General features: G+C 68.6%; 21 protein-coding genes and 1 pseudogene. 14 read left to right on the top strand and 8 right to left on the bottom strand.

Translation table 11 applies throughout. The features are described 5' to 3' along the window. The first annotated feature begins 245 nt into the window (after positions 1–245). The 4 genes from KIP79_RS19300 to KIP79_RS19285 all read left to right on the top strand — a co-directional run bounded on the left by KIP79_RS19300 (position 246) and on the right by KIP79_RS19285 (position 2,127). The gene (locus KIP79_RS19300; RefSeq protein ID WP_214106234.1) at positions 246–521 is read left to right on the top strand and encodes a hypothetical protein; all 276 of its coding nucleotides are present in this window, start codon (positions 246–248) and stop codon (positions 519–521) included. Between the two features lie 49 nt (positions 522–570). Further along, a complete protein-coding gene (locus tag KIP79_RS19295; protein ID WP_214106233.1) occupies positions 571–831 on the top strand; it encodes a hypothetical protein in 261 nt (86 codons plus the stop codon). Between the two features lie 76 nt (positions 832–907). Next, positions 908–1,534 (top strand): ClpP family protease, encoded by a 627-nt coding sequence (locus KIP79_RS19290; protein WP_214106232.1) that lies wholly within the window; start codon positions 908–910, stop codon positions 1,532–1,534. Continuing rightward, positions 1,531–2,127, top strand: coding sequence for a ClpP family protease (locus KIP79_RS19285; RefSeq protein ID WP_214106231.1), 597 nt, complete (start codon positions 1,531–1,533; stop codon positions 2,125–2,127). The genes KIP79_RS19290 and KIP79_RS19285 overlap by 4 nt, the downstream gene beginning before the upstream one ends. A gap of 42 nt (positions 2,128–2,169) precedes the next feature. Here KIP79_RS19285 and KIP79_RS19280 read toward each other — a convergent pair whose 3' ends face one another. Next, positions 2,170–2,475, bottom strand: a complete 306-nt coding sequence (locus KIP79_RS19280; RefSeq protein ID WP_308169790.1) for a helix-turn-helix domain-containing protein — start codon at positions 2,473–2,475, stop codon at positions 2,170–2,172. A 131-nt stretch (positions 2,476–2,606) separates the two neighbouring features. Between KIP79_RS19280 and KIP79_RS50095 the strand changes: the two are divergent. Further along, positions 2,607–2,978, top strand: a pseudogene (locus KIP79_RS50095) (MmgE/PrpD family protein); the annotation flags it as partial. A 290-nt stretch (positions 2,979–3,268) separates the two neighbouring features. On the opposite strand, the gene KIP79_RS19275 reads toward KIP79_RS50095, so the two are convergent. Further along, positions 3,269–5,434, bottom strand: a complete 2,166-nt coding sequence (locus KIP79_RS19275) for an MMPL family transporter (protein ID WP_214106229.1) — start codon at positions 5,432–5,434, stop codon at positions 3,269–3,271. A 111-nt stretch (positions 5,435–5,545) separates the two neighbouring features. On the opposite strand from KIP79_RS19275, the gene KIP79_RS19270 reads away from it, so the two are divergent. From KIP79_RS19270 to KIP79_RS19260, 3 genes are all read left to right on the top strand, one after another. After that, on the top strand, positions 5,546–6,232 hold the full coding sequence (locus KIP79_RS19270) for a response regulator transcription factor (protein WP_308169788.1): 687 nt from the start codon (positions 5,546–5,548) through the stop codon (positions 6,230–6,232). Next, entirely contained in the window at positions 6,232–7,353 is a 1,122-nt protein-coding gene (locus tag KIP79_RS19265) for a sensor histidine kinase (protein ID WP_214106227.1), read from the top strand. Before KIP79_RS19270 ends, KIP79_RS19265 begins: the two co-directional genes overlap by 1 nt. A gap of 733 nt (positions 7,354–8,086) precedes the next feature. Further along, positions 8,087–9,433 carry a lectin gene (locus KIP79_RS19260; RefSeq protein WP_250213462.1) on the top strand — a complete coding sequence of 449 codons (1,347 nt, stop codon included), beginning with the start codon at positions 8,087–8,089 and terminating at the stop codon, positions 9,431–9,433. Positions 9,434–9,496: 63 nt separating this feature from the next. Here the strand turns inward: KIP79_RS19260 and larC are convergent, their stop codons facing one another. From larC to larA, 3 genes are read right to left on the bottom strand one after another with little or no spacing between them, the layout of a single operon-like run. After that, entirely contained in the window at positions 9,497–10,612 is a 1,116-nt protein-coding gene (larC, locus tag KIP79_RS19255) for a nickel pincer cofactor biosynthesis protein LarC (RefSeq protein WP_214106226.1), read from the bottom strand. Continuing rightward, positions 10,609–11,274, bottom strand: a complete 666-nt coding sequence (larB, locus tag KIP79_RS19250; protein WP_214106225.1) for a nickel pincer cofactor biosynthesis protein LarB — start codon at positions 11,272–11,274, stop codon at positions 10,609–10,611. The genes larC and larB overlap by 4 nt, the downstream gene beginning before the upstream one ends. Before the next feature lie 46 nt (positions 11,275–11,320). Continuing rightward, the gene (gene larA, locus KIP79_RS19245) at positions 11,321–12,577 is read right to left on the bottom strand and encodes a nickel-dependent lactate racemase (protein ID WP_214106224.1); all 1,257 of its coding nucleotides are present in this window, start codon (positions 12,575–12,577) and stop codon (positions 11,321–11,323) included. Positions 12,578–12,804: 227 nt separating this feature from the next. Between larA and KIP79_RS19240 the strand changes: the two genes are divergently transcribed. Genes KIP79_RS19240 through larE form a run of 3 tightly spaced genes read left to right on the top strand, consistent with a single transcriptional unit; the run spans position 12,805 to position 15,641 of the window. Next, positions 12,805–14,097: an enolase C-terminal domain-like protein gene (locus KIP79_RS19240; RefSeq protein ID WP_250213461.1), complete on the top strand. Its 1,293-nt coding sequence runs from the start codon at positions 12,805–12,807 to the stop codon at positions 14,095–14,097. Between the two features lies 1 nt (position 14,098). Then, positions 14,099–14,809 (top strand): FadR/GntR family transcriptional regulator, encoded by a 711-nt coding sequence (locus tag KIP79_RS19235; RefSeq protein WP_214106223.1) that lies wholly within the window; start codon positions 14,099–14,101, stop codon positions 14,807–14,809. Next, positions 14,802–15,641: an ATP-dependent sacrificial sulfur transferase LarE gene (larE, locus tag KIP79_RS19230; RefSeq protein WP_214106222.1), complete on the top strand. Its 840-nt coding sequence runs from the start codon at positions 14,802–14,804 to the stop codon at positions 15,639–15,641. The genes KIP79_RS19235 and larE overlap by 8 nt, the downstream gene beginning before the upstream one ends. A 34-nt stretch (positions 15,642–15,675) precedes the next feature. Here the strand turns inward: larE and KIP79_RS19225 are convergent, their stop codons facing one another. The 3 genes from KIP79_RS19225 to KIP79_RS19215 are packed head-to-tail and all read right to left on the bottom strand — an operon-like array spanning position 15,676 to position 19,333. Further along, positions 15,676–16,737, bottom strand: a complete 1,062-nt coding sequence (locus KIP79_RS19225) for an ABC transporter permease (RefSeq protein WP_214106221.1) — start codon at positions 16,735–16,737, stop codon at positions 15,676–15,678. Further along, entirely contained in the window at positions 16,730–18,253 is a 1,524-nt protein-coding gene (locus tag KIP79_RS19220; RefSeq protein ID WP_214106220.1) for a sugar ABC transporter ATP-binding protein, read from the bottom strand. Before KIP79_RS19220 ends, KIP79_RS19225 begins: the two co-directional genes overlap by 8 nt. Positions 18,254–18,265: 12 nt before the next feature. After that, entirely contained in the window at positions 18,266–19,333 is a 1,068-nt protein-coding gene (locus tag KIP79_RS19215) for a sugar ABC transporter substrate-binding protein (protein ID WP_214106219.1), read from the bottom strand. 304 nt (positions 19,334–19,637) lie between these two features. On the opposite strand from KIP79_RS19215, the gene KIP79_RS19210 reads away from it, so the two are divergent. From KIP79_RS19210 to KIP79_RS19200, 3 genes are all read left to right on the top strand, one after another. Then, on the top strand, positions 19,638–20,351 hold the full coding sequence (locus KIP79_RS19210) for a FadR/GntR family transcriptional regulator (RefSeq protein WP_214106218.1): 714 nt from the start codon (positions 19,638–19,640) through the stop codon (positions 20,349–20,351). A gap of 374 nt (positions 20,352–20,725) precedes the next feature. Then, entirely contained in the window at positions 20,726–22,711 is a 1,986-nt protein-coding gene (locus tag KIP79_RS47110) for an alpha-L-fucosidase (protein ID WP_250213460.1), read from the top strand. A gap of 404 nt (positions 22,712–23,115) precedes the next feature. Further along, positions 23,116–24,558: an arabinofuranosidase catalytic domain-containing protein gene (locus KIP79_RS19200; RefSeq protein WP_308169787.1), complete on the top strand. Its 1,443-nt coding sequence runs from the start codon at positions 23,116–23,118 to the stop codon at positions 24,556–24,558. Positions 24,559–24,667 lie beyond the last annotated feature (109 nt).

Raw genomic sequence — 24,667 nt, 5'->3', positions numbered from 1 at the left:
ACGCCTGCGGGCGTGAAAAGACGAGTCTCCTTTGACGCCCGCCGCCGCGACGCCGAAGACTTCCCCGATCCGGACGGGCCGACCAGGCCGAGGTAAATGTTCCGCGACGCCGGGGAGCCGACCTCGTTGTCCGCCTGGAGCCGCGGCGGCACCAGGGCCGTCACCCGGGCCAGCACGCCACCCAAGAACACCAGCGCCGAAAGGATGCTGAGACGTCGGAAGTGGCGCGGCGGCGAGGCAGGGGCATGCCTGCCATTCCAGCCATTACCCCGATCCAGCGAGCCCTTTGTGACCAAACCGTCAAGACTGACCGTGCCGCACCGAGAAGTTCAGGCGAATACGACACAGTTGAATACGACAATGTGCCAATCTCGACCCCCGAGTATGCGGGGAAGGCCGATACCACCGACATCGCCATCGACGCGGCCACGTACGCAAATCACCTCGGCGGCCTCATCGTGTACGGCATCGCCGACACCAAGGGGGTGCCCTCCAGGCTGATGGACGTGGGACATCAGTGATCAGAAGAAGCGGGAGATCACCGCCGCGATCGGTTCTCGCGTCCACCCCATGCCGCTGTTCGACGTCAAACCGCTGGAAAGCGCGAGCAACCCGAGCTACGACATCATGTTGGTGGCGATCGCACCTTCGGCGAACATTCCGCACACCGTGGTTGACCCGACCGCCAAGGGCGTGCTGCGTTGGCCGGTACGTGTTGGGTCAGCCAAAGACTGGTTGACCGAGCCCCAGATCGCCGCAGCTTACCGGCGGCCACGGACAGGACGAGCCGCCGCTGCACGTCGTCAGCGATTACTCACCCGTTTAAAATAGGCCACGCTGCTCTGAGCGGATCCGCCGCAGGCGGATCGGGTCGATATCGCACTGGGCGGCCTCACATGATGGACGCATGAGCGAAGAATCGAAAGCCCCTCTGTTCGACGTGCATCTGCGGCGTCGGCTTTACGAGCAGCGAACGCTCGTTCTCGACGGACCTCTCGACGACGACAACGGCACACTTCTGACCACGCAGCTGATAACCCTCGCCACGCAGGATTCCTCGGCTGACATCGCATTGTGGATTCATTCCCCGGGTGGTTCCGTTCCGTCGATGCTGGCGATCCGTGACGTCATGCGGCTGATTCCGTGTGATGTGTCGACGCTGGTGCTGGGCATCGCTTACAGCGCCGGCCAGTTCCTGCTCTCCTCGGGCGCCCGGGGCAAACGCCGCGCCCTGCCCCATGCGCGGGTGCTGATGCACCAGGGGTCAGCCGGGATCGGCGGCACCGCCGTCGACATCGAACTACAGGCCAGCGACCTGCGCCACACACGCGACACGGTGCTCGGCCTCATCGCCGAGGACACCGGCCAGCCCGTGGAGCGCATTTTCGACGACTCCCTGCATGACCGCTGGTACACAGCGCAGGAGGCGCTCGACTACGGCTTCATCGATTCGATCGTCAGCGATTTCGGCGAGATCGCGCCGCTCGCCCACCATCGGCTCGGTTTCGGCGTCACCGAAGGAGCGGCCCGATGAGCACATACACGATCCCCAACGTCATTGCCCGCAATTCGCGTGGCGAGCGTATTCTCGACGTTTATTCACATCTGCTCACCGAGCGAATCGTCTATCTGGGCACGGCGATCGACGCGGGTGTCGCGAACGCGCTCATCGCGCAGTTGATTTTCCTGGAGTCCGACAATCCCGACGCCGATATCCAGTTCTACATCAACTGCGAAGGCGGCGACCCGAGCGCGATGCTCGCGATCTACGACACGATGCGCTACATCCGCCCGAAGGTCGCCACGACCTGCGTCGGCCAGGCCATCGCGGTGGGCGCGGTGCTTCTCGCGGCGGGCGCCGAGGGGAAACGGGCCGCCCTGCCCCACGCACGGGTGGTCCTGCACCAGCCGGCCGCTCAGGGGCGCGGCGCGATCCCCGACCTCATCCTGCAGGCCGACGAGGTCGTGCGGGTCCGGGCCGACATCGAGCGCATCCTGTCGCGTCACACGGGCCAGACCGTCGAGACGCTGCGCGCCGACACCGACCGCGACCGGGTGTTCACCGCGACGGCGGCGATGGAATACGGGCTCCTCGACCAGATCATCGAGGAGCACTCGCGCACCTGATCGCAGGGAGCGCGCTGCGGACTCCGGGGCCGCCGGGCCACGCTAGGCGGCCAGCAGCGTGGCCCCCGCCGACGGGCCACCCTGCGCCGCCCGCAGGTTCTCGGTCACGGCGGAGGTCAGATCGACCAAAGTGACCTCCAGTGCCCCGGCGACCGCGGCGATCATCTCGCTCGACGGCTCTTTGACGCCCCGTTCCATCTCGGAGAGGTACTGCGGCGAGACCCCGGCGCGCCGCGCCGTCTCCGCCAGCTTCTCACCACGCTCGTGGCGGATCCCCCGCAGGCACTCACCGAGCGCCTCCCGCCACAGCGGCTCATGCGCGGGCTCCGGCTCGCTTCGATCGCTCACCCGCCGCAGCGGCGTAACAGAGGAGGCCATGCCTCACCATAAACAGCCACCGCGCCGCCGTCGCGGCATCTTCGCGCACAGCACAACCGGTACTGCCGCCGCCATAAGAGACTGGTGGGTCATGGCCGCAAATGGCCGAGGCTACCGTCGGTCTGAGCTTGCTCCGGTTTGGCGGACACCACTGTTGTGGTGATCAGGCGTCGATCGCCCTGGGCACGGCAATCGACGGAGCGCACCGCGCCTACAGCGGGGTATGGCCAACAATTCTCGCCGCCCCCATCGGTGCAGCTGCCGCCACAGCCGTTGCCCTTGGCTTCGACGATAAGCAGATCCGAAACGCCCTAGCCACATCGGTAACGCGATCCGTCGGGCTCGTCGGCCGATACACCACCGATCTGACGGCGCACTGGTTTACTCTCGGCCGCGCGGCAGCCGAGGGATATGCGGCGGCTCTGACTGCTGCCGGAGGACTTGAGGGCGACGGTGGACTGCTGGACCGAAGATTCGGAGAGGCGACCGGCACCACGCTGGATGACGAGCCGTTCCGCGAGGAAGCGCCGTGGTTCGTTGCCGAGGTGGACACCAAGCCCTACCGGGCACAGAGGCAGTCCGTGTCAGGTGTCGAGGCCTTCCGTCTTGCCCTCGGCGGCCGCGACTGGCGCGGGGCACATCAGCCGCCGTATTCGGCGCGGGGAGCGCGGCTCTGGTGGCTTCGACTCCGCCGCGGTGCTCACCTCAGTCTGAACCCGGCACGAAAACGGCCACCGGATCCGCGACGGTGGCCGTTTCGTGTTCAGACGTGGGCGGGGACGCGATCCGACGTCTCGTCCTTCATCGGGGAGGGGTGCACCCGCAGGAGCCGGGCGGCCCAATCCGGTAGCCACCAGTTCCAGCGGCCCATCATCGCCACCACCGCGGGGACGAGCACACCGCGGATGAGCGTGGCGTCCAGCAGGATGCCCAGGGCGAGGCCGCTGGCGAAGACCTTGACGTCGAGTTCCGGGGTCATGGCCAGAGCCGCGAAGGAGATGAACAGGATCAGTGCCGCCGAGGTGACCAGCCGGCCGGTACGCCCGACGCCTTCGATGACCGCCTGGTGGGTGTTGCCGGTCCTGTCGTACTCCTCACGCATGCGGGCCAGGATGAACACTTCGTAGTCCATGCTGAGCCCGTACAGGAAGGCGAAGATCGTGAGCGGCACGAACTCGCCGATCGAGCCGGTGGGCTGAATGTCGAGGAGTTCCTTGGTTCCCCAGCCGAACTGCCACAGCAGCACCATCGCGCCGATCACCGCGCCGAGCGACAGCAGGTTGAGCACGATCGCCTTGAGCGGCAGGAGCAGCGAGCGGAACGCCCGTGTCAGCATGACGAACGTGACCAGCCCGATCAGCGCCAGCATCCAGGGGAACGCCCCGTAGGTGTGGGACTGGAAGTCCATGCTCTGCGCCGCGTTGCCGCCGACCCGGACGTTGTCCGGCACGGCCTCGCGGATCCTGGTGACGGTGGCCTCGCCGGCCGGGGTGCCGTTCTCGGCGACCGGCAGCACCGAGACGACCGCCGACCCCTGACGCCGCCAGCCGGCCGATTCCGGCGCGAGCACGGTCGCCACCCCTTCCACCTGCTTGATCTGCCGGATCGCCGTGGCCGGATCGCCGGTGACCAGGGTGTCGATCGGCGTGATCACACCGGTCGGGATGCCCGCACTGGTGAGCGCGACCAGCCCGTCGTGGCCGGGGCCCGTCGTCTTGAGGTGGCGGCTCTCCGGCAGGCCCAGGTTGACCCCGAGAGCGGTCAGCGACAGTGCCACCAGCAGGCCGCCGGAGACCAGCGCGGCGGGCCGGCGCAGCCGTACGACACCGCGAGCCCAGGCCGACCAGGCCCGGCCGGCGTCCGCTTCGCGGGCGAACCGCTTGCCGGTCGCGGCGCGGCGGTCGAGCCGCCGGCCGGCGAGGGCCAGCAGGACCGGTAGGACGGTCAGCGTCGCGGCCACGCTCATCGTGGCGATAATCATGCCGGCGATGCCCAGGCTCCGCAGGAACGGCACTGGCAGCACCACCATGGTCACCAGCCCGATGGCGACCGCGACACCGCTGAACAGCACCGCGCGGCCCGCTCCCGCCATGGCGCGATGCACCGCCTCGTCACCGCGGAAGCCATTGGCCTGCTCCTCTCGCCATCGGGCGACCAGCAACAACGAGTAGTCGACCGCGATGCCGAGACCGAGCAGCGGCATGGTGGTCAGCGCCACATCGTGCACGGTCATGACCAGCGCGAGCAGCAGGATCACGATGAACGACGCGAAGATCGACAAGACGGCGACGAGGATCGGGACCAGCGCGAGCATCGAGCGGAACACCAGGAACAGCACGAGCACCGCGGCCAGAACGCCGATACCGATCTTGGCGGGCACGTCGACACCGCCCGCGTCCACGCTGGGAGCCAGGGTGTCCAGGCCCGTTACGTGGATCATGCTGCCGGGCGGCAGGTGCGGGGTCATCGCCTCGATGATGACCGGGCTCTGGTCGGGTGTCTCGCCGAGGCCGCCACCGGGCGGGCTGCCGTCGGAGTAGGTTCCGGGGAACACCAGGCCGAACGTGGTCCGGCCGTCGCCGCCGACCAGCCGGGGATCGCCGGTGTCGGCGTAGGACACGACGCGGGACTGAGGCAGCTTGGACGCCACGGCGGCGAAGGCCCGCCCGAGCGCCTCCTTGCTCGCGTCGGCACGCTGTCCATCGGGCAGCACCACGACCGGCACGAACGGCCGCTGATAGCCGCCGTTGCCATAGATCCTGACGATTTCCTGGTTGGCGTCGAAGGCAGGCATGCCCGGGTGGGCGTACACCTCGGACAGACGTTGGATCGCGATCGGGGTCGCTCCCATGCCGACGAAGAACGCCAGGACGGCGAGCAGCGTGACCAGTCCCTTACGTCGCAGGACAAAGGCCGAGAGTCTCTCCATGACCCCAGTGCAGCAAAATGATCTTCACTGGCCGTGCGGGCGTTCTTAGACGCTTCTGTGAATCATGGATCTCCGTGGGACGCCGCCCGCCCGCCGGGTGAGACTGAACGTGTGAGCCGCATCCTTGTCGTGGACGACGAACCCTACCTCGCCGACCTCGTCTCGACCGCACTGAAATACGAAGGCTTCGAAACCGCGACGGCCGCCACGGGTGCGGCGGCCGTGGCCATGACCGACTCCTTCAGACCTGAACTGATCGTCCTGGACGTCATGTTGCCCGATGTGCTGGGGACCGAGGTGTGCCGCAGGATCCGCGCCACGGGGGCGGAGATCCCCGTGGTGTTCCTCACCGCGCGGGACGCCACCGAGGACAAGATCGGCGGATTGACGGTCGGCGGCGACGACTACGTGACCAAGCCGTTCAGCCTGGAGGAGCTGATCGCCCGGATTCGCGCGGTGCTGCGCCGTACCAAGCGTGGGGAGGTGGAAAACGGCCTGCTCAGCTTCGAGGACCTGGTCGTAGACGAGAACGCCTACGAGGTTCGCCGCGACGGTGTCCTGCTCGACCTGACCCCGACCGAGTTCAAGCTGCTACGTTTCCTGGTGGCCAACGCCGGGCGGGTCGTGACCAAGAGACAGATCCTGGACCACGTCTGGGAGTACGACTTCGGCGGCAACGACGGCGTCGTGCAGACGTACATCAGTTACCTGCGCCGCAAGGTGGATGCCGTGGACCCGCCCCTCATCCACACCGTGCCCCGCGTCGGCTACGTCCTGCGTCTGCGCAGGCAAGCCTGATGTCACTTCGAGCCCGCCTGGTCGCGACGGTCGTCGGCCTGCTGGCACTCGCGCTCACCCTCGCCGCAGGAGCGACCTTCGGCGCCATCCAGGACTGGCGCGGACCCGGCAGCTCCCGTCTGTTGTCATTGACCACTCCGCAACAGCTGCTGGCCGCCTCCGACGAGCTGGCGGAACGTGTCGCGTTCGTGCTCATCGGCACGTCCGGCTTCGGGCTGGCGGCCCTCACCCTGCTGGCCGCACACTTGATCCGTCGTGGACTGCGCCCGCTCGACCGCATCGTCGAGACCGCGGCCGCCATCGGCGACGGCGACCTCGGGCGGCGCGTCGCGACCGGACCTCCCGGCACGGAGGTGGGCCGGCTGGGGACCGCGCTCAACGCGATGCTCGGCCAGATCGAGGGCGCCTTCCGCGAGCGCGAGGCCTCGCAGGACCGGCTGCGCCGATTCGTCGCCGACGCCTCCCACGAACTGCGCACGCCTGTCGCCACCATCCGCGGCTATGCCGAGCTGTTCCGGCGCGGCGCCGCCACCCGCCAGAACGACCTGGAGAAGGTGATGCTCAGAATCGAGGCGGAGGCCGCCAGGATGGGCTCGCTGGTGGAGGAGATGCTGCTCCTCGCCCGCCTCGACCAAGGCCGCCCGCTGGACCAGGCGCCCGTCGAGCTCACCGAGCTGGCCGCCGACGCCGTGGCCGACACCCTTGCCATCGACCCAGACCGTCCCCTGTCGCTGGACCACCACGGCCCCGTCTGGGTGACCGGCGATCCCGCCAGGCTCCGCCAGGTGATGAACAACCTCCTGACCAACGTCGTCCACCACACCCCGGAAGGCACACCGGCCGCCGTACGAGTCGGCGTCGAAGGCGACCGGGCACTGATCGAGGTCGCCGATCAGGGGCCCGGGATGCCGGAGGAACACACGTCGCTGGTCTTCCAGCGCTTCTACCGCGTCGACCACAGCCGCGACGACGGTCCGCGCCGCGGCGGAGCCGGTCTCGGGCTGTCCATCGTCCAGGCGGTGGTGACCGCACACGGCGGCGACGTCTCCGCCCGCTCCGCCCCAGGCGAGGGGACCACGTTCCGGATACGACTGCCACTGCGGACGTACGCCAACGGGTGAGGCGTTCGCCCGTGTCGGTCTCCCACGGCAGCCGCGGATACGCGTCCGCCGCGGGTCCTTCGGGTCCACCGGCGGCGGTGAGTACGAAAGACGATCCTTTCGGGACCAAAGACCCAGGTGTTGCTGGGCCTGGCGCACGCAGGTGAGAAAGGTGATCCGGGCGTCGGCCTCGACGCGTACCCAGGAACGGAGCGGCCATGACCTCCGGCCCCGCCGGGTGGATGGGGTCTCCGCCCGCGACCGCATGTTGGGTGGCGGGGACGGTTCTCCGGAAGAGATCTCGCCGGCTTTGGCAAGATCACAGAGTGAAATGACCCGATGACTTGGCCGCCGGGCAGACAGACGATCTTCGTCGAAAATTTCATCACGGTGCATTAGCGGTGGTCATAAAGGCTTCCCTGGTCAGAAGCGCGGTGAACGAGTCGTCCAGACGGGCGCTCCGGGGTCAAAAAGACCGGGTCCTTGACAGTTCGAGTCATTTCGTATTTGCTCCGCTGCGCTACCACCTCCCAGTTGCCCGGAAGAGAGGAGTTTGACATCTTCCTGAAATGTTAGCGCTAACATCCCCGGCCGACGGTACAGGCCGGACTGGCCCAGGTTTCGACCGCCAAGCGCGATACCCGCCACATAGCAGGGCATGTCGGTCGACCAACGCTCCCACCCCCTTGAAAGAGGACTAGATGGTTTCCCTGTCCATGCGCGTCGAATTTCCGCCGCCAGCGGGGGTTCTGTGATGAGGCACAGATCCCTCTTCGGAGTCGTCGCGGTCGCGGCACTTCTCGTCTCGACGACCGGCCCCACGGCGCTGGGCAACAGCCGCGTGGCCACATCGGTGAGCGCCCTTGCCCCCACCGCCGGATGCGGCAAGGCCCCGACGCTGGTCAACGGTACGAACACGATTCAGAGCAGCGGCAAGAGCCGCAGCTACATCCTGCGGATCCCCAGCAACTACGACCGGAACCGGCCCTACCGGCTGATCTTCGGGTTCCACTGGAGAGGCGGCACCGCCACCGACGTCGCCACAGGCCAGACCGTGCTGAGGGACGTCTGGGCCTACTACGGACTCCTGCAGCTGTCCAACAACAGCACCATCTTCGTCGCGCCGCAGGGCTTCAACAACGGCTGGGCCAACGCCGGCGGCGAGGACGTGACCTTCGTCGACGACATGATCAGGCAGATCGAGTCCAATCTCTGCGTCGACACCTCGCAGCGCTTCGCCGTGGGCTTCAGCTACGGCGGCGCCATGAGCTACGCACTCGCGTGTGCCCGGCCGAACATGTTCCGCGCGGTCGCGGTGTACTCCGGCGCGCAGCTCAGCGGGTGCAGCGGCGGCACCGGCCCTATCGCCTACCTGGGCGCGCACGGCAACAGCGACGGAGTGCTCGGCATCTCCGGTGGACGATCGCTGCGCGACAGGTTCGTCGGGAACAACGGCTGCACCCCGCAGAACCCGCCCGAGCCGGCGGTCAACAGCCGCACGCACACCGTCACCAACTACTCGGGGTGCCGGGCCGGGTATCCGGTCGTGTGGATCGCGTTCGACGGCGGCCACGACGCCAGCCCGGCGGATGGGGCCAACCGCGACGCACCGCCGGACGTGAAGGGCCGCACGACCTATCTCCCCGGGGAGACGTGGCGGTTCTTCACACAGTTCGGGAACGACCCGGGGACTCCTTCTCCTCCCCCGTCGTCGGAGACGACCGCGATCCGTGGTGTGGGGTCGAACAGGTGCCTGGACGTCACCGGCGTCTCCCAGAACAACGGCACCCAGGTGCAGATCTGGGACTGCAACGGTCAGAACAATCAGCGGTGGACCCTGACCAGCGCCAGTGAGTTGCGCGTCTACGGCAACAAGTGCCTGGACGTGAACGGTGGCGGCACGGCGGACGGCACGGCCGTGATCATCTGGGACTGCAACGGCCAGAACAACCAGAAGTGGCGGTTCAACTCCGACGGCAGCATCACCGCGGTCGGCGCGAACAAGTGCCTGGACGTCTCCGGCTACGGCACCGCCAACGGCACCAAGGTGAACATCTGGTCCTGCCACGGCGGCACCAACCAACGCTGGACCCGTGGCTGACCCTACGCTTCGCAGCTTCGCCGGGGCGATACCGCCCCGGCGAAGGAACCAGCGGCAGCACCCTCACCATGCCTCCAGAGCCGCTCGTGCCAGCTCTCTGAGTGGCCTGCCCGTGGCCTCGGCGAGCCTCGCGAGGTCCTCGTGCTCGGGCTTGACTCCCCATGGGCCGTACTTCATCCGTACGTCATGGCCGTGCAGGCGGACCGTGTCGACGCCGCGGGGCAGCGCGACCTTGTCGACCACGCTGCGGCGCAGGCCCAGGCTGCCGGTCTCCGAGAAGATCAGCTCCTGGAGGTGGTCCGCCAGTTCGGGGTTGGTCAGGACGTGCAGGACGTGGGCGGGGCGGCCCTTCTTCATGACGGCCGGGGTGACCCAGGCGTCCGCGGCGCCCGCGGCCAGGGCACGTTCGATGACGTGCCCGAGTACCTCACCGGTCACGTCGTCCAGGTTGGTGGAGAGGACGAGTTGGTGGCTCTGTTCTCCGGCCGGGGTACCGAGCATCGCCACCGTCACGTTGGGCCGGTCCGCCAGCTCGCGGGTGCCGGCACCGTATCCGGTGGCCTGGAGGGCCATCTCTGGAGGTGGGCCGTACCGCGCGCCGGCGGCGCGGAGCAGGGCCGCGCCGGTCGGGGTGACCGCCTCCCCGTCCGCGCCGCCACGTACCGACGCTCCGGACAGCAGCGCGAGCGTGGCGGGAGCCGGTACGGGGAGCACGCCATGGCGGGTCCGCACGGTGCCGCGGCCCAGCGGCAGCGCCGCCGAGTGGACCCGGGTCACGCCGAGATCGCGGAGCGCGGCGGCGCAGCCGACGATGTCGATCAGCGTGTCGTGCCCGCCGAGTTCGTGCAGGCACACCTCGCCGGCCGGTACGCCGTGCAGCGCGCCCTCGACCTCGGCGATCGCGGTCAGTGCCGCCTCGGCGACGGGGAGGCCGCTCCGGGCCGCCATCTCGATCAGCACCGCGGCGGGGCGGCGGGTGGCGTCGTCGTCGACCTCGATCTGGATCCGGGTCGCGGTCAGCGGACCGGTCCTCACCCGTTTGGCGTCCAGCCGCCATCCGGTCAGGCCGGTCGCGGTGACGGCCCGGCGCACCACGTCGATGGAGGCGCCGGCGTCCAGAAGCGCTCCGAGCAGCATGTCGCCGGCCAGGCCGGTGAACGGATTCAGGTAGAGGATCACCGGGTCCTCCTGGTGAGGCGGTAGGCGGCGAGCGCGGCGCCGAATCCGGAGTCGATGTTGACCACGGTGATTCCCGCCGCGCAGGAGGCGAGCATCGCCAGCAGGGCCGTGACGCCTTCCAGCGCGGCGCCGTAGCCGGTGGAGGTGGGCACTGCGATCACCGGCGTCTCGACCAGGCCGCCGACGACGCTGGCCAGCGCACCCTCCATGCCGGCGATGACGATCACGCTGTCGGCGGCGCGCAGGTCCGTGACGCAGGCGAGCAGGCGGTGCAGACCGGCCACTCCCACGTCCCTGATCGACACCGTCCGCAGGCCGAGTGCGGAAGCCACGGCGGTGGCCTCGGCCGCCACCGGGCCGTCCGCGGTGCCGGCCGTGACCACGGCCACGGTGTGCCCGATCGGCTGCGCGGGCCGCCAGACCAGGAGCCGGGCGTCCTGGTCGTAGCCCGCGCCGGGTACGAGCTCCATCAGCGTCACGGCGGGGCGCGGCTCGATCCTGGTCACCAGGACAGGGCCGGTGTTCCGGTCGGTCAGGGCGGTGACGATTCCGGCGATCTCGGTTACCTGTTTGCCGGGGCCGTACACGATCTCCGGCAGGCCCTGACGTGTCTCCCGGTCGAGGTCGACCCGGGCGTACCCGAGATCCAGCGAACCGCTCATCGGGAAATGACGGTCGGCGACAGGTTGCGGGGACGGCGGAGCATGGTCACTCCCGGGCGAGGTAGGGGATGGTCATGGGGCCCTCCGGCAGGACGCACACCCGGCCGGGCAGGGCGCGAACGGCGGCCGCGATGTCGCCGGTCTGCTCCAGGTGCGCCGCGGCGAGCTCGGCGTCGTCCAGGTACGAGGTGTGCATGATCACCCGGGCGGTCCGCTGGATGCGGGCCTGGATCTGCACCTGCCACTGGTCGGGCACGGTCACCGAACGCCGGGAGATCTCCTCGAACAACGCGTCGGGCGAGGCGGCGGAGGTGAGCACGTCCCGGTAGCAACCGTGGTCGGGAAAGCCGTCCCGGCACTCGGCGGCGCAGAAGATCGTCCCGCCGGGCCGCACGATCTGGGCGGCCGCGCTCATGCCCTTCACCGACTGATAGAGATTCTGGTCGAGCGGGAAGCCCGCGTTGGTGGTGACCACCACGTCGAACGGCTCGGCGACCTGCCGCATCGCCGTGGCGCGCGCCGCGTCCGTGGCCGCGGCGTGCATCGGGAACAGGTCACCGCCGAAGGCCCGGACGATCCGCTGCTCGCGGTTGAGCACCACGTCGAGGGAGAAGGTGACGCCGGTCGCGGCGGCGATGGCCCGGACGTCGTCGTGGACCGGATTGCCGTCGATGACTCCCCAGGTGGCTCTGGGGTCCCCGATCCGGGCCGCGTCGTGGAGGGTGAGCGTGGTCTCCAGGGCGGCGAGCCCGGGCGCGACCAGCTTCGGCCCGCCCGAGAATCCGGCGAAGAAGTGGGGCTCCACGAAACCGGTGGTGATGCGCACGTCGGCGTCGGTCCACTCGCGATTGAGCCAGACGGGGACGTCTCTGCCGTGGCGTCCCATCCAGCGCAGGGATGACGGGTCGCGCGCGTCGTGGTTGACGATCCGCACGGCGTCCACGACCTGGTCGCCGAACATGGCGCGCAGTTCGGCCTCGGTGTTGCCGCGGTGCGTGCCGGTGGCGACCAGGATGACGGTGTCGTCCAGGCGCACCACCCCGTCCAGCTCTTCCAAAATCGCCGGGATCATGAGGTGCCTGGGCTGTGGGCGGGTTCCGTCGCAGGCGGAGATGGCGACCGTCTGGCCGGGCCGCACCCTTTCGCGCAGCGGCACGCCCGCGATCGGCTCGCGGAGGGCACGCCGTAGCTCGGCCGCCTCGTCGGGTACGGCGGGCCGGTCTACCGGGGCGATCACGGTGGTGCGGTCGCCTGGGAGGTCCACGGCAAGCCCGTCGGCGCCGTAGGCGAGGTCAACCAGCATGGCGCCGTTCCCGTCTCGGCCGGCGCGGAGCACGCCGTCGACGTCCCCGGTCAGAGAGCTTCACGTCCGTCCCCTCTTCCGGCATACCCGCCTTGTTCTGCACCGAGCCTGCCAGATTCATCGGGTTAAGGTAAAGGGGGAGCTAGTACTGGCTGCTGAATTTCTTGACGTCAGCTGGACCTGGCCCTACCGTTCGTACCATATTCATCGGATCAATTGGAGTTACATTGTCGTCGATCACCTCCGTGGACGTGATCGACGTCAGGTTCCCGACCTCCGCCACTCTCGACGGCTCCGACGCGATGAACCCGGACGGCGACTACTCCGCCGCCTACGTGATCCTCGCGACCGATGACGACGACCTGGCGGGGTACGGCCTGACGTTCACGATCGGACGCGGCAACGACCTGTGTGTGACGGCCGCCCGGCAGATCGGGGCGCGCCTGGCGGGCCGGGACGTGGACGAGCTGGCCGCCGACCTGGGCGGCCTCTACAAGGAGATCATGGCGGACAGCCAGATGCGCTGGCTGGGGCCGGAGAAGGGGGTGGTGCACCTGGCGGCGGCCGCGGTGCTGAACGCCGCCTGGGACCTGGCCGCCCGCCGCGCGGGCAAGCCGCTGTGGCGCCTGGTGGCGGACATGTCGCCGGAGGACATCGTCGCGGCCTGCGACTTCCGCTATCTGTCCGACGTGCTCACCCCCGCCGAGGCCGTGGAGATGCTCGCGCGACTCCACCCGACACGCGAGCAACGCGTCGCCGAGCTGGCCGAGTACGGCTATCCCGCGTACACCACCTCGCCAGGCTGGCTGGGCTACGACGACGACAAGCTGCGGCGTCTGCTCCGGGAGGCGGTCGCCGACGACTGGACGCACGTCAAACTCAAGGTCGGTGCGAACATCGAAGACGATCTGCGGCGGCTGGCGATCGCGCGGGAGGAACTCGGCCACCGGAACCTCATGATCGACGCCAACCAGGTGTGGGACGTGCCGGAGGCCATCGCCTGGGTGAACCGGCTGGCGGTGTACGAGCCGCTGTGGATCGAGGAACCGACGAGCCCGGACGACGTGCTGGGCCACGCCGCCATCCGCAAGGTGGTGGCCCCCGTCGGGGTGGCCACCGGAGAGCACTGCCACAACAGGGTGATGTTCAAGCAGCTTCTGCAGGCGGGGGCGATCGACTTCTGCCAGATCGACTCCTGCCGGCTGGCCTCGGTCAATGAGATCATCCCCGTCCTGCTCATGGCGGCGAAGTTCGGCGTGCCGGTGTGCCCGCACGCCGGAGGCGTGGGCCTGTGCGAGATCGTCCAGCACCTGTCGGTGATCGACTACGTCTGCGTGAGCGGCAGCCTTGAAGGACGGGTCCTGGAGTACGTCGACCACCTGCACGATCACTTCACCGACCCGGTCCGGGTGGAGCGCGGGCGCTACCGCCTTCCCGACGCGCCGGGCTACAGCGCCCGCATGCACGCCGGCTCCGTCGCCGACTACCGCTACCCTGATGGTCTGCGGTGGGGAGGTTGAGGTGGGCGTCATTGAGAACGCCATCGACACGATCAAGCAGATGATCATCGATGGCGAGTTCCGCCCGGGCCAGAAGCTTCCTGTCGAGAAGGGCCTGGCCGAACAGCTCGGCATCGCCCGCAGCACCCTGCGTGAGGCCGTCCGCGCGCTGATCGCCATGCGGGTCCTGCAGACCCGTCAGGGCGACGGAACCTATGTCACCAGCCTCTCCCCCGCTCTGCTGCTCGACGGCATGAGCTTCGTCGCCGACATCCACCTGCACGCGGGAACGGGTGAGTTCCTGCACGTGCGCAGGATTCTGGAGGCCGAGGCGACGGCGCTGGCCGCCGCCCGCATCCCCGATGACGATCTCGTCGTCCTGGGAAAACTGCTCGACGAGGCCGAAGGACTCGCCGCGCAGTCCGAAATCGACCACGGCCAGCTCGTCGCCCTCGACCAGGACTTCCACTCGTTGATCACCTCCCATTGCGGCAACGCCGTGCTGGCCGCCGTCATCCAGAACATGTCCGGCCGCACGGTCCGGGCCAGGATCTGGCGAGGCATGACCGACCCCGAGGCGGTGCAACGCACCCTCGCCGAGCACCGCGCCGTCTACCGCGCCCTGCTGGCGCGGGACGCCGATCGGGCCCGCATCCACGCCGCCATGCACGTCCTCGGCGTCGAGGAGAGCCTGACCGGCTCACGCTCCTTCGGAGACGCCGACCGTGAGTGATCCCCTCCGCCGCGTGCACGCCGCGGGCCAGGCCATGGACCGGCTGACGGCCCGGCTGCGCGGAGAGGGCGCCGTCGTCGTCGCCTACTCCGGCGGCGCCGACTCGGCCCTGCTCGCCTTCGCCGCCGGCCAGGCTCTCGGCGCCCGGGCGTTGTCGGTCACCGCGGTCTCCCCGAGCCTGGCCGCGGCCGAACGATCCGCCGCCCGCGCCTTCGCCCGCGCCCACGGCCTGGCCCACATCGAGGTGTGCACCGACGAGGCGGAGCGGCCCGAATACACCGCCAACGGGTCGGATCGTTGCTATCACTGCAAGTCGGCGCTGTTCGACGCGCTGACCCCGCTGGCGACCGCCCTGGGCGCGAGAATCGCCCTGGGCACCAACCTCGACGACCTCGGCGACCACCGGCCCGGGCAGCGGGCCGCGGCCGAGCGCGGGGCCATCGCGCCGCTGGTGGACGCCGGGCTGACCAAGGCCGACGTGCGAGCGATCAGCAGGGAGCTCGGCCTGATCACCGCCGACAAGCCCGCCGCGCCCTGCCTCGCCTCGCGGGTGAGCTACGGCGATCCGGTCACACCGGAGGTGCTGGGCAAGGTCGAGGCCGCCGAGGCCGCGCTGCGTGACCTCGGCTTCCCGGTTTGCCGGGTGCGTGCGCACGCCGACGGCACGCTCGCCCGGATCGAGGTCCCGAAGGCCGAGATCTCCCGCGTCACGGAGCTGCGCGAGCGGGTCGAGGCCGCCGTCCGCGACGCCGGCTTCACCTTCTGCTCCGTGGATCTTTCCGGGTTCGCGTCCGGGCGCCTCAACGCGCTGCTGCCGCTACTGCCCTCTTAGGCGCCCAGGCGCGAACCTCCCGGGGGCGTCATCGTCATTCCTGCGTCCTGCCGCCGGTGAGCCGGGAGAGGGCGAGGGCGGTGAGGATGATCGCCCCGTTGAGCGCCTGGATCCACTGGGCCGGCACGCCGGCGAGGGTGAGGACGTTCTGGATCATGTAGAGCAGCAGGATGCCGGTGAACGCGCCGAACACCGTACCCTTGCCGCCGTTGAGGCTGACCCCGCCGATGACGGCGGCGGCGAACACCGTGAAAATCGCCCCGTCGCCCTGCGCGGCCGCGACGGACGCGAGACGGCCGGTCAGCAGCAGGCCGCCGATCGCCGCGAGCGTGCTCGCGGCGATCAACGTGATCCACAGCACCCGGTCGGTGCGGATGCCCGCGGCCTTGGCCGCGTCGACATTGCCGCCGATCGCGTAGAGCGCGCGGCCGAACCGGGTATAGCCCATGATCACGACACCCGCCGCGAACAGCAGCAGGCAGATCCAGATCGACGCGGGAACCCCGAACCACATCGCCGAGCCCAGGTAGGTCATGGACGAGGGGAGGTTGAAGAAGGTCTGCCCGCCGGAGATGCCGGTGAGCAGGCCGCGCAGCACGATGAGCATGCCCAGGGTGACGATGAAGCCGTTGAGCCCGAAGCGGACGATGAACAGCGCGTTCACCACGCCGATCAGCACCCCGACGGCCAGGGTGATCGGGATGGCCCACACGCCGGGCAGCAGCCCGAGCCCGGCCCCTGTCCCGACCGCGACGGTCAGCCAGGCGGCCACTCCGGGCGCGAGGCCGAAGGTGGACTCCAGCGACAGGTCCATCTTGCCGGCGATCAGCACGAGCGCCTGGGCGAGGACGAGCAACGAGATCTCGGACATGGTCTGCAGGATGTTGATCACGTTGTCGGCCTGCAGGAAGATCGGGTGGACGATCTGCCCGACGATCGCGATCACGATGATCGCCGGGACGAGCGCGAAGTCCCGCAACCGTGCCAGGCGGAGCCCGGTCCGCTGTCGCTCCGGGCCCTTCGACGCCGGGGTGCCGGGCGGGCGCCCCGCACCGGTGGGCGGGGAGCCGGTGGGAGCGGAGGTGGTCTCAGGCATCGAGGTCGACTCCTTCCATGGCGGCCACCATCTCGTGGTCGTGCCATCCGGCGGCCAGTTCCGCGGTCACGCGGCCACGGAACATCACCAGCACCCGGTCGCACAGCCGCAGATCGTCCAGTTCGTCGGAGGCGATCACGACACCGGTCCCGTTCTCGGCGATCTCCTCGACCTTGCCGAGCAGAAACTCCTTGGACCGGACGTCGACCCCGGCGCTCGGGGTGATCAGGACCAGGAGCCGGGGATCGCCGGCCAGGGCTCTGGCCATCACGACCTTCTGCTGGTTGCCTCCGGACAGGCCCGTGACCGGCAGGTCCGGGCCGGGGGTCTTGATCGCCAGATTGGTGATCATCTCGTGGGCGAGCCCGTCCCTGCGGCGGTTGCTGACGAAACCGGCCGAGCCGAGGCGCTCGGGAACGGTCATCGTGACGTTGTCGGCGATCGACATCAGCGGGACGAGCCCCTGGTGGTGACGGTCCCGGGGGACGAATCCCACACCCGCCGCCAGCGAGTCGGGCACGCTGCCGGCTCGCGGGCGATGCCCGGCGACCTCGACCGTGCCCGCACGGGGGGCCCGCAGCCCCACGATGGTCTCGGCCAGCTCCGTCTTCCCGCTTCCGCCGAGGCCGGCCAGCCCGACGATCTCTCCGGCGCGCACCCGCAGGTTCACGTCGCGGTAGACCTCGCCGTCGTTCAGCTCGCGGACGTCCAGGACGACGGGAGCCTCCGCCGGGACGGCGGGGCGGACGCGCCTGTCCCGCAGCCCGGCCGCCTCACCGGTCATCGCCGCCACCAGGTCGCCCTGTGGCAGCTGCGCGACCGGGGCGGTGAGGATGTGACGGGCGTCGCGGAAGACCGTGACGGTGTCACAGATCTCGTAGATCTCCTGAAGGTGGTGACTGATGAACAGGAAGGTGACCCCCTGCTCGCGCATCACCCGCATCCGGTCGAACAGCCGGGCGATCGCCGCCCCGTCGAGCTGCGCGGTGGGCTCGTCCAGGATGATGAACCTCGCACCGAACGACAGGGCCCTCGCGATCTCCACGAACTGCCGTTGTTCCACCCCGAGCTCCCGGGCCGGCATGCGGACGTCCACGTCCACCGACCAGGTCTCCAGAAGCTCGGCCGCCTTCCGCCAGACGCTCTTCCAGCTGACCAGGCCGAGGCCGTTGTGGTCGTGCCGGTTCAGGTACAGGTTCTCGGCCACGGTCAGCTCGGGGATGATCGTGGTCTTCTGGTAGACGCAGGCGACCCGCGCACGCCAGGCGTTCCGGTCGGGCAACCGGGGCGCGGGCCGTCCGGAGAAGCGGATCTCACCGTCGTCCGGCGCCTGCAGTCCGGTCAGGATGGAGACCAGGGTGGACTTGCCCGCCCCGTTGCGCCCGACGAGCGCGTGGGTCTCCCCTGGCCTGATCCTTATGTGGGCGCGGTCCAGCGCCACGGTCTCGCCGTATCTCTTGGTGATGCGCTCCGCCTCGGCGACGGGCTCGGGGGGAGGGCTCGCGGACTCGCCCATCGTCACGCCCTCTCAGCTCAGGTTGTTGCCCCAGAGCGACTTGTCGTCGTACTTGACGCTGGGGATGCCGGCGTACGTGCCGCCGTCCAACGTGACCAGCGGCGCGGCGAGCTGGTCCTCCAGCAGCCCTGGGCGCACCTGCACGATGGTGCTGTCGTGGTCGGTCTTCCCCGGCGCGAAGGTCTTGCCGTCGATCGCGGCCTTCGCGTACGACAACGCCCACTTGGCGTACAGGTCGGCGGGCTGGGACACGGTCGCGTCGATGTTCCCGGCGGCGATGTCCTTGAGCTCCTGGGGGATGCCGTCGTTGGAGACCACGAAGACGTGCTTCGGGTCGTCCGGCGGGACCAGCAGGTCACGCTGCTTGAGCACCTGCAGGGTGCCGGCCAGGGCGAAGCTGGACTGCATGTAGACGCCCTTGACGTCCGGGTTGGCGGTCAGCACCGTCGACAGCTTCTGCGAGGCGACCGCTCCGTCCCAGTTCGTGGCCTCACCGAAGACCTTGACACCGGGGTAGTTCTGCTTCATGCAGTCGTTGAAGGCCTCGGTGCGGTCCCGGCCGTTGATGGAGGCCAGGTCGCCCTGGAGCATGACCACCTTGCCCTGGCCCTTCAGCTTCTCCCCCAGGTAGCGGCAGGCCTTCTCCCCGTAGGCGCGGTTGTCGGCGCGGACGACCATGAAGGCGTTGCCCTGGTCGGGCCGGGTGTCCACCAGGACGACGGGGATCTTCTTGCTCTCCAGTTGCTGGAGTGTGGGAGCCACCGCGGCGGTGTCCTGCGGAGCCATGACCAGCCCGCGAACCCCCTGTCCGACGAGGCTCTGCACATTGGCCGTGAGCTTCGCGATGTCGTTCTGGGAGTTGGTGGTCTTCAGATCGGCCCCGAGCTCGCCCGCGAACTTCGGCACGTAGCTGATGTAGGAGTTCCAGAAGTCGGTGTCCGAGCGGGGGTAGTCGACGCCGATGACCGGCTTCGCGGGCGCGCTCCCCGTCTCCGGGGAGCCGCCGTTCCCTCCGCACGCCGCCACCAGGCAGCCCGACACGGATAAGGCCACGACGGCTGCGGACCATCTGCTTTTCATGATCACTCCTTAGACACCCCCGACGGCGGTTCGGGCGGCCGGCTCCGGCGAGGCGCGTCGGTGCACCGGACATGGGATGTCTTTCTATGACCTAACCCTGGCAACTGTCCAGACCTCTTGGACATCATCATGGCGACGAACGTGAAATACGTCGAGAGAGGTGGGGTAACGTTGGCGAGTCAGAGGATTTCACAAGAGTACGAAACATTGGGTGATAGCGCATACATCACATGAATATGACCAATTTTCCAGCCGTCGGCACCCACGGTTCGCGGGCAGGCGCTCTCCGGTGCATGATTCGGCCATGTCTCTGACCGAGCAGGCCATCGTGCGCATCAGACAGCTCATCAAGGACGGAACGCTCCCACCGGGGGCTCGACTGCCTCCCGAGCAGGACCTGGCGGCGCTGCTGGGCCTGTCCCGCAACCTCCTTCGCGAGGCCGTTCGCTCCCTGGTCACGACACGCGTGCTGGAGGTGCGCAGAGGGGACGGCACCTACGTCACGAGTCTGGAGCCCGCGCTGCTGCTGGAGGGAGTCGGCATCGCCGTCGAGATGATGCAGGGCAACGACCTCCTGGAGATCACCGAGGTGCGGCGTCTGTTCGAACCGGTGGCCACCGGCCTGGCGGCCAGCCGTATCACCGCGGTCCAGTTGGCGGAGGTCGAACAACATCTCAACACCATGATCGCCGCCCAGGACGACGTTGAGACGCTCACCCATCACGACGACGCCTTCCACCGTGCCGTGTTCGAGGCGACCGGGAACAAGGCACTGTGCGCCCTGCTCAGTGGCATCGCCAGCCGGACGCTCCGGGCCCGGGTGTGGCGCGGGCTCCTGGAGGGCAACGTCGCCGGCCGTACGATCTCCGAACATGTCGCCATCTATCGAGCGCTCGCCGACCGTGACGTGGCCCTCGCCGAGGCGGCCGCGCTCATGCACGTGAGCACCACCGAGACCTGGCTCCGGGAGAACCTCGGTCGCCCGTCGTCCGGCTCAGAGCACGAGATCAACGCCTGAAACTTTCAGACATCCCATTTCTCGACCAGGTTCAGCCGTATCCGTCCGGAGACATTGGCCGCTGCCTGGGATGGCAGGGTAGCCACGCTAGGCGCGCGCAAGTGCTGGCACCGGTATTCCGTGGTTGTTTCCCCTGGCCACTCCCTTGACGGCACGGCTCTGGCGAGCCCTTCGACGCCGGATCGTGCGATCGGGGTCTAGACAGACACGCTGGGTGGCTTTACAAATACATCCAATGTCTAGGCGTGACACTCTAGTCATCTTCGTGAAACATCCAGTGAGGTTCAGGTCCATGTCGCCGACCTCCTGGAAGCAAACGATCACGGTTCCCGCCGTGTGACACAGGAGAACCCCGCTCTGAGAGGTCCCCACCCATGTCGTCGTCATCCTCGTTCCAGATCAGCCGCCGCGGACTGCTCGTCGCGGCGGGAGCCGTCACGGCCGCCGGCCTGCTGAAGGCCGGCCCGGCCTGGGCCACCGAAGGTCCGCAGAACTACACCCCGACCTGGGCCTCGGTCGACCAGCACCCGCCGGCCGCCGAGTGGTTCCAGGACGCCAAGTTCGGCATCTACTACCACTGGGGCGTCTTCAGCGTCCCCGCCTTCGCCAACGAGTGGTACCCGCGCAACATGTACAACAGCGGGTCGAACGAGAACAACCACCACCGCAGCGTCTACGGGGATCCGTCCGCGTGGCCGTACCACAACTTCATCAACGGCGCCCGGGACCGGGCCGGCAACTGGGTGCAGTTCGCGCCGCGGTTACGCTCCGCCGGAGGCAACTTCGACCCCGACGAGTGGGCGCAACTGTTCGCCGACGCCGGCGCCAGGTTCGCCGGGCCGGTGGCCGAGCACCACGACGGCTACTCGATGTGGAACAGCAGCGTCAACGAGTGGAACTCCGTCGCCACCGGCCCCCGGCTGGACCTGCTGCGGCTGCACGCCGACGCCATCCGGGCCAAGGGCTTGAAGCTCCTGGTGGCCCTGCACCACGCGTTCAACTTCACCGGCTTCTACCAGTGGGCCCCCACCCAGCCCACCGCCTCGCTGCGCAAACTGTACGGCCAACTCGACCGGACGGCGGAGAACCAGCTCTGGTACGACAAGCTCAGGGAGGTCATCGACGGCTACCAGCCCGACATCATCTGGCAGGACTTCAACCTCAGCCAGCTCCCCGAGGCGCAGCGGCTGAACTTCCTCTCCTACTACTACAACCGGGCCGTGGCCTGGAACAAGGACGTCGTCGCCACCTACAAGGACGGGTTCAACACCCGGGGCGAGGTCGTCGACTACGAGCGCGGCGGCCCCGCGGGCATCCAGACCCCCTACTGGCTGACCGACGACAGCATCTCCAGCTCCAGCTGGTGCTACACGGTCGGCATCGGCTACTACTCGCTCAACGCCATGCTGCACTCACTGATCGACCGGGTCAGCAAGAACGGCAACATGCTGCTCAACATCGCCCCCATGGCCGACGGGGCCATCCCCTCCGGGCAGCGGACGATCCTGCTGGGCATCGGCGACTACCTGCGCCGCTTCGGCGAGTCCATCTACGCGACCAGGGCCTGGTCGGCCTTCGGGGAGGGCCCGACGCAGATGGGCGGCGGATCCTTCGTCACCCCGCGGGCGGGCACCAGCACCGACATCCGGTTCACCTGCAACAAGGCCAACACCGTCCTGTACGCCACCGTGCTGGGCTGGCCGGGCAGCACGCTGCACATCACGACGCTGGGCTCCAACCGGATCAACCTCGGCAACCTGGCCTCGGTGCAACTGCTGGGCTCCACCGCCGGGTCGTACGTCAACCTGCCCAACCGCACCCAGGACGGCGGCGGCCTGCACATCACCATGCCGTCCTCCGGCGCCCCGTTCAGCGCCCCCGCGTACGTGGTCAAGCTGACCTTCAACGGCCAGATCCCCAGCCTGGGCGGGGGAAGCACGCTCCCGACCGGCTGGGTGACCGTCACCAACGCCACCTCTGGCCTCGTCCTGGACAGCGGCGGCAACGTCGCCTCCGGATCGGTGCTCAAGCAGTGGAACAACAACGGCAGCACCAACCTGCACTGGCAGTTCGTCGCTCTGGGTGACGGCTGGTATCGCATCGTCAACCGTACCAACGGCATGGTCGCCGACAGCTGGGGCAACACCACCGTCGGCGCCAGCGCGATGCAGGCGCCGTGGAACGGCGGCAACAACCAGCAGTGGCGCCTGGAGAGCGTCGGCAACGGCCGTTACCAGATCGTCAACCGGGGCACCGGCACTGTGCTGGACGGTGGCGGGAGCACGACGGCGGGCTCGACCGTGAAGTTGTGGACGCCCGGCTCCAGCACCAACCTCCACTGGAGCATTTCGCAGGTCTGACCCGTCGTCCCGGTGGTTGTCATCGGTAACACCCAGCAGAAGCGATCCGAGTCACACAGCCTGTGCAATGACGTTAACGTTCAGCGGTGCAGAGTGAAAATTTCACCGCCGTTCGGGGAGCGCCGGCCTTCCTCGTGTTTCTCAGTGCCAGTTCAGGGCGCATCCGGTGGCGCTGTGCGGGCGCGGCGGGAACCCGGATCGTTGACTGATCCCCGGTGGCGGAGTTGGCTCGCGCGCAGCAAGGAAGTGCCATCCGTGAACGGAGCCGCGTCTGGCGATCGGCCGGAAATGTTAGCGCTAACAATGCACCTTGAGCTTGTACCGACTCCTGAACTGCTGGCTCGATGTCCGCGCGCTTCGGTGCCGCGGAGAAACGTCACATCTCGGAGAAACGGAACACTACAGTGCGAAATATCAGCTTATTTCGCCGACGGTTGCGGCTGTCGGCCGCCGTCGCCGCGCTGTTGACGACCGGCACCGGCATGGCCGGGACACACGTCGCGGCGGCGGCCGCCGCCGGATGTCAGGTCACCTACACGGTTACCAACCAGTGGCCCGGCGGCTTCGGCGCCAACATCAACGTCAGCAATCTCGGCGACCCGATCACCAGTTGGCGGCTGACCTGGTCGTTTCCCGCCGGGCAGACCATCACGCAGCTGTGGAACGGCACCTACACGCAGTCCGGAGCCCAGGTCACGGTGACCAACGTCGCCTACAACGGCAGCATCCCCACCGGCGGCAGCACCGGCTTGGGCTTCAACGGGACCTGGAACGGCTCCAACCCGGCGCCGTCGAGCTTCGCCCTGAACGGCGTGACCTGCACCGGCGGGATCACGTCCCCATCCCCCAGCGCCTCGCCCTCCACGTCCCCCTCACCGCCACCACCGTCGTCCAGACAGCCGTGTGACATCTACGCGGCGGGCGGCACGCCGTGCGTGGCGGCGCACAGCACGACCCGCGCCCTGTACGCCGCCTACAACGGCGCCCTCTACCAGGTACGCCGCGCCTCGGACAACACCACCCGCGACATCGGCGTCCTGAGCGCGGGCGGAGTCGCCAACGCCGCCACCCAGGACTCGTTCTGCGCCGGCACAACCTGCCTCATCACCATCATTTACGACCAGTCCGGCCGCAACAACCGCCTCACCCAGGCACCCCCCGGCGGGTTCAACGGCCCGGCCCCCGGCGGATACGACAACCTCGCCAACGCCACCGCGGCACCGATCACCGTCGGCGGCCAGAAGGCGTACGGCGTCTACGTCGCCCCCGGCACCGGATACCGCAACAACACCACCAACGGCGTCGCCAGGGGCGACCAGCCGGAGGGCATGTACGCCATCTTCGACGGCACCCACTACAACGGCGGCTGCTGCTTCGACTACGGCAACGCCGAGACCAACAGCCGCGACAACGGCAACGGCACCATGGAGGCCATCTACTTCGGCAACAACAAGGTCTGGGGCTACGGCGCCGGCAACGGCCCCTGGATCATGGCCGACCTGGAGAACGGCCTGTTCTCCGGCGTGAACCAGAAGTACAACGCGGGCAACCCCACCATCAGCCACCGCTTCCTGACCGCCATCGTGAAGGGCGAGCCGAACCACTGGGCGATCAGGGGCGGCAACGCCCAGTCCGGCAGCCTGTCCACCTTCTACAACGGCGTACGCCCCAACGTCCCCGGCTACAACCCGATGAAGAAGGAAGGCGCCATCCTCCTCGGCATCGGCGGCGACAACAGCAACGGCGCACGCGGCACCTTCTACGAAGGCGTGATGACCTCCGGCTACCCGTCAGACGCCACCGAGAACGCGGTCCAGGCCAACATCGTCGCCGCCGGCTACAGATAACCGGCCACAGGCAGACCGAGGATCGAGATGAGCGAGCCGCCCCGGGACCGCACCCAGAGCGGCTCGTCGCCAGGGGCGGGCCCCGGGTCAGCGGAACTGCCAAGTGACT

Origin of the sequence: Acrocarpospora catenulata (assembly GCF_018476525.1) — a bacterium.
Taxonomy (GTDB): Bacteria; Actinomycetota; Actinomycetes; order Streptosporangiales; family Streptosporangiaceae; genus Acrocarpospora; species Acrocarpospora catenulata.
This window is presented reverse-complemented; position numbering and strand designations above follow the sequence as displayed.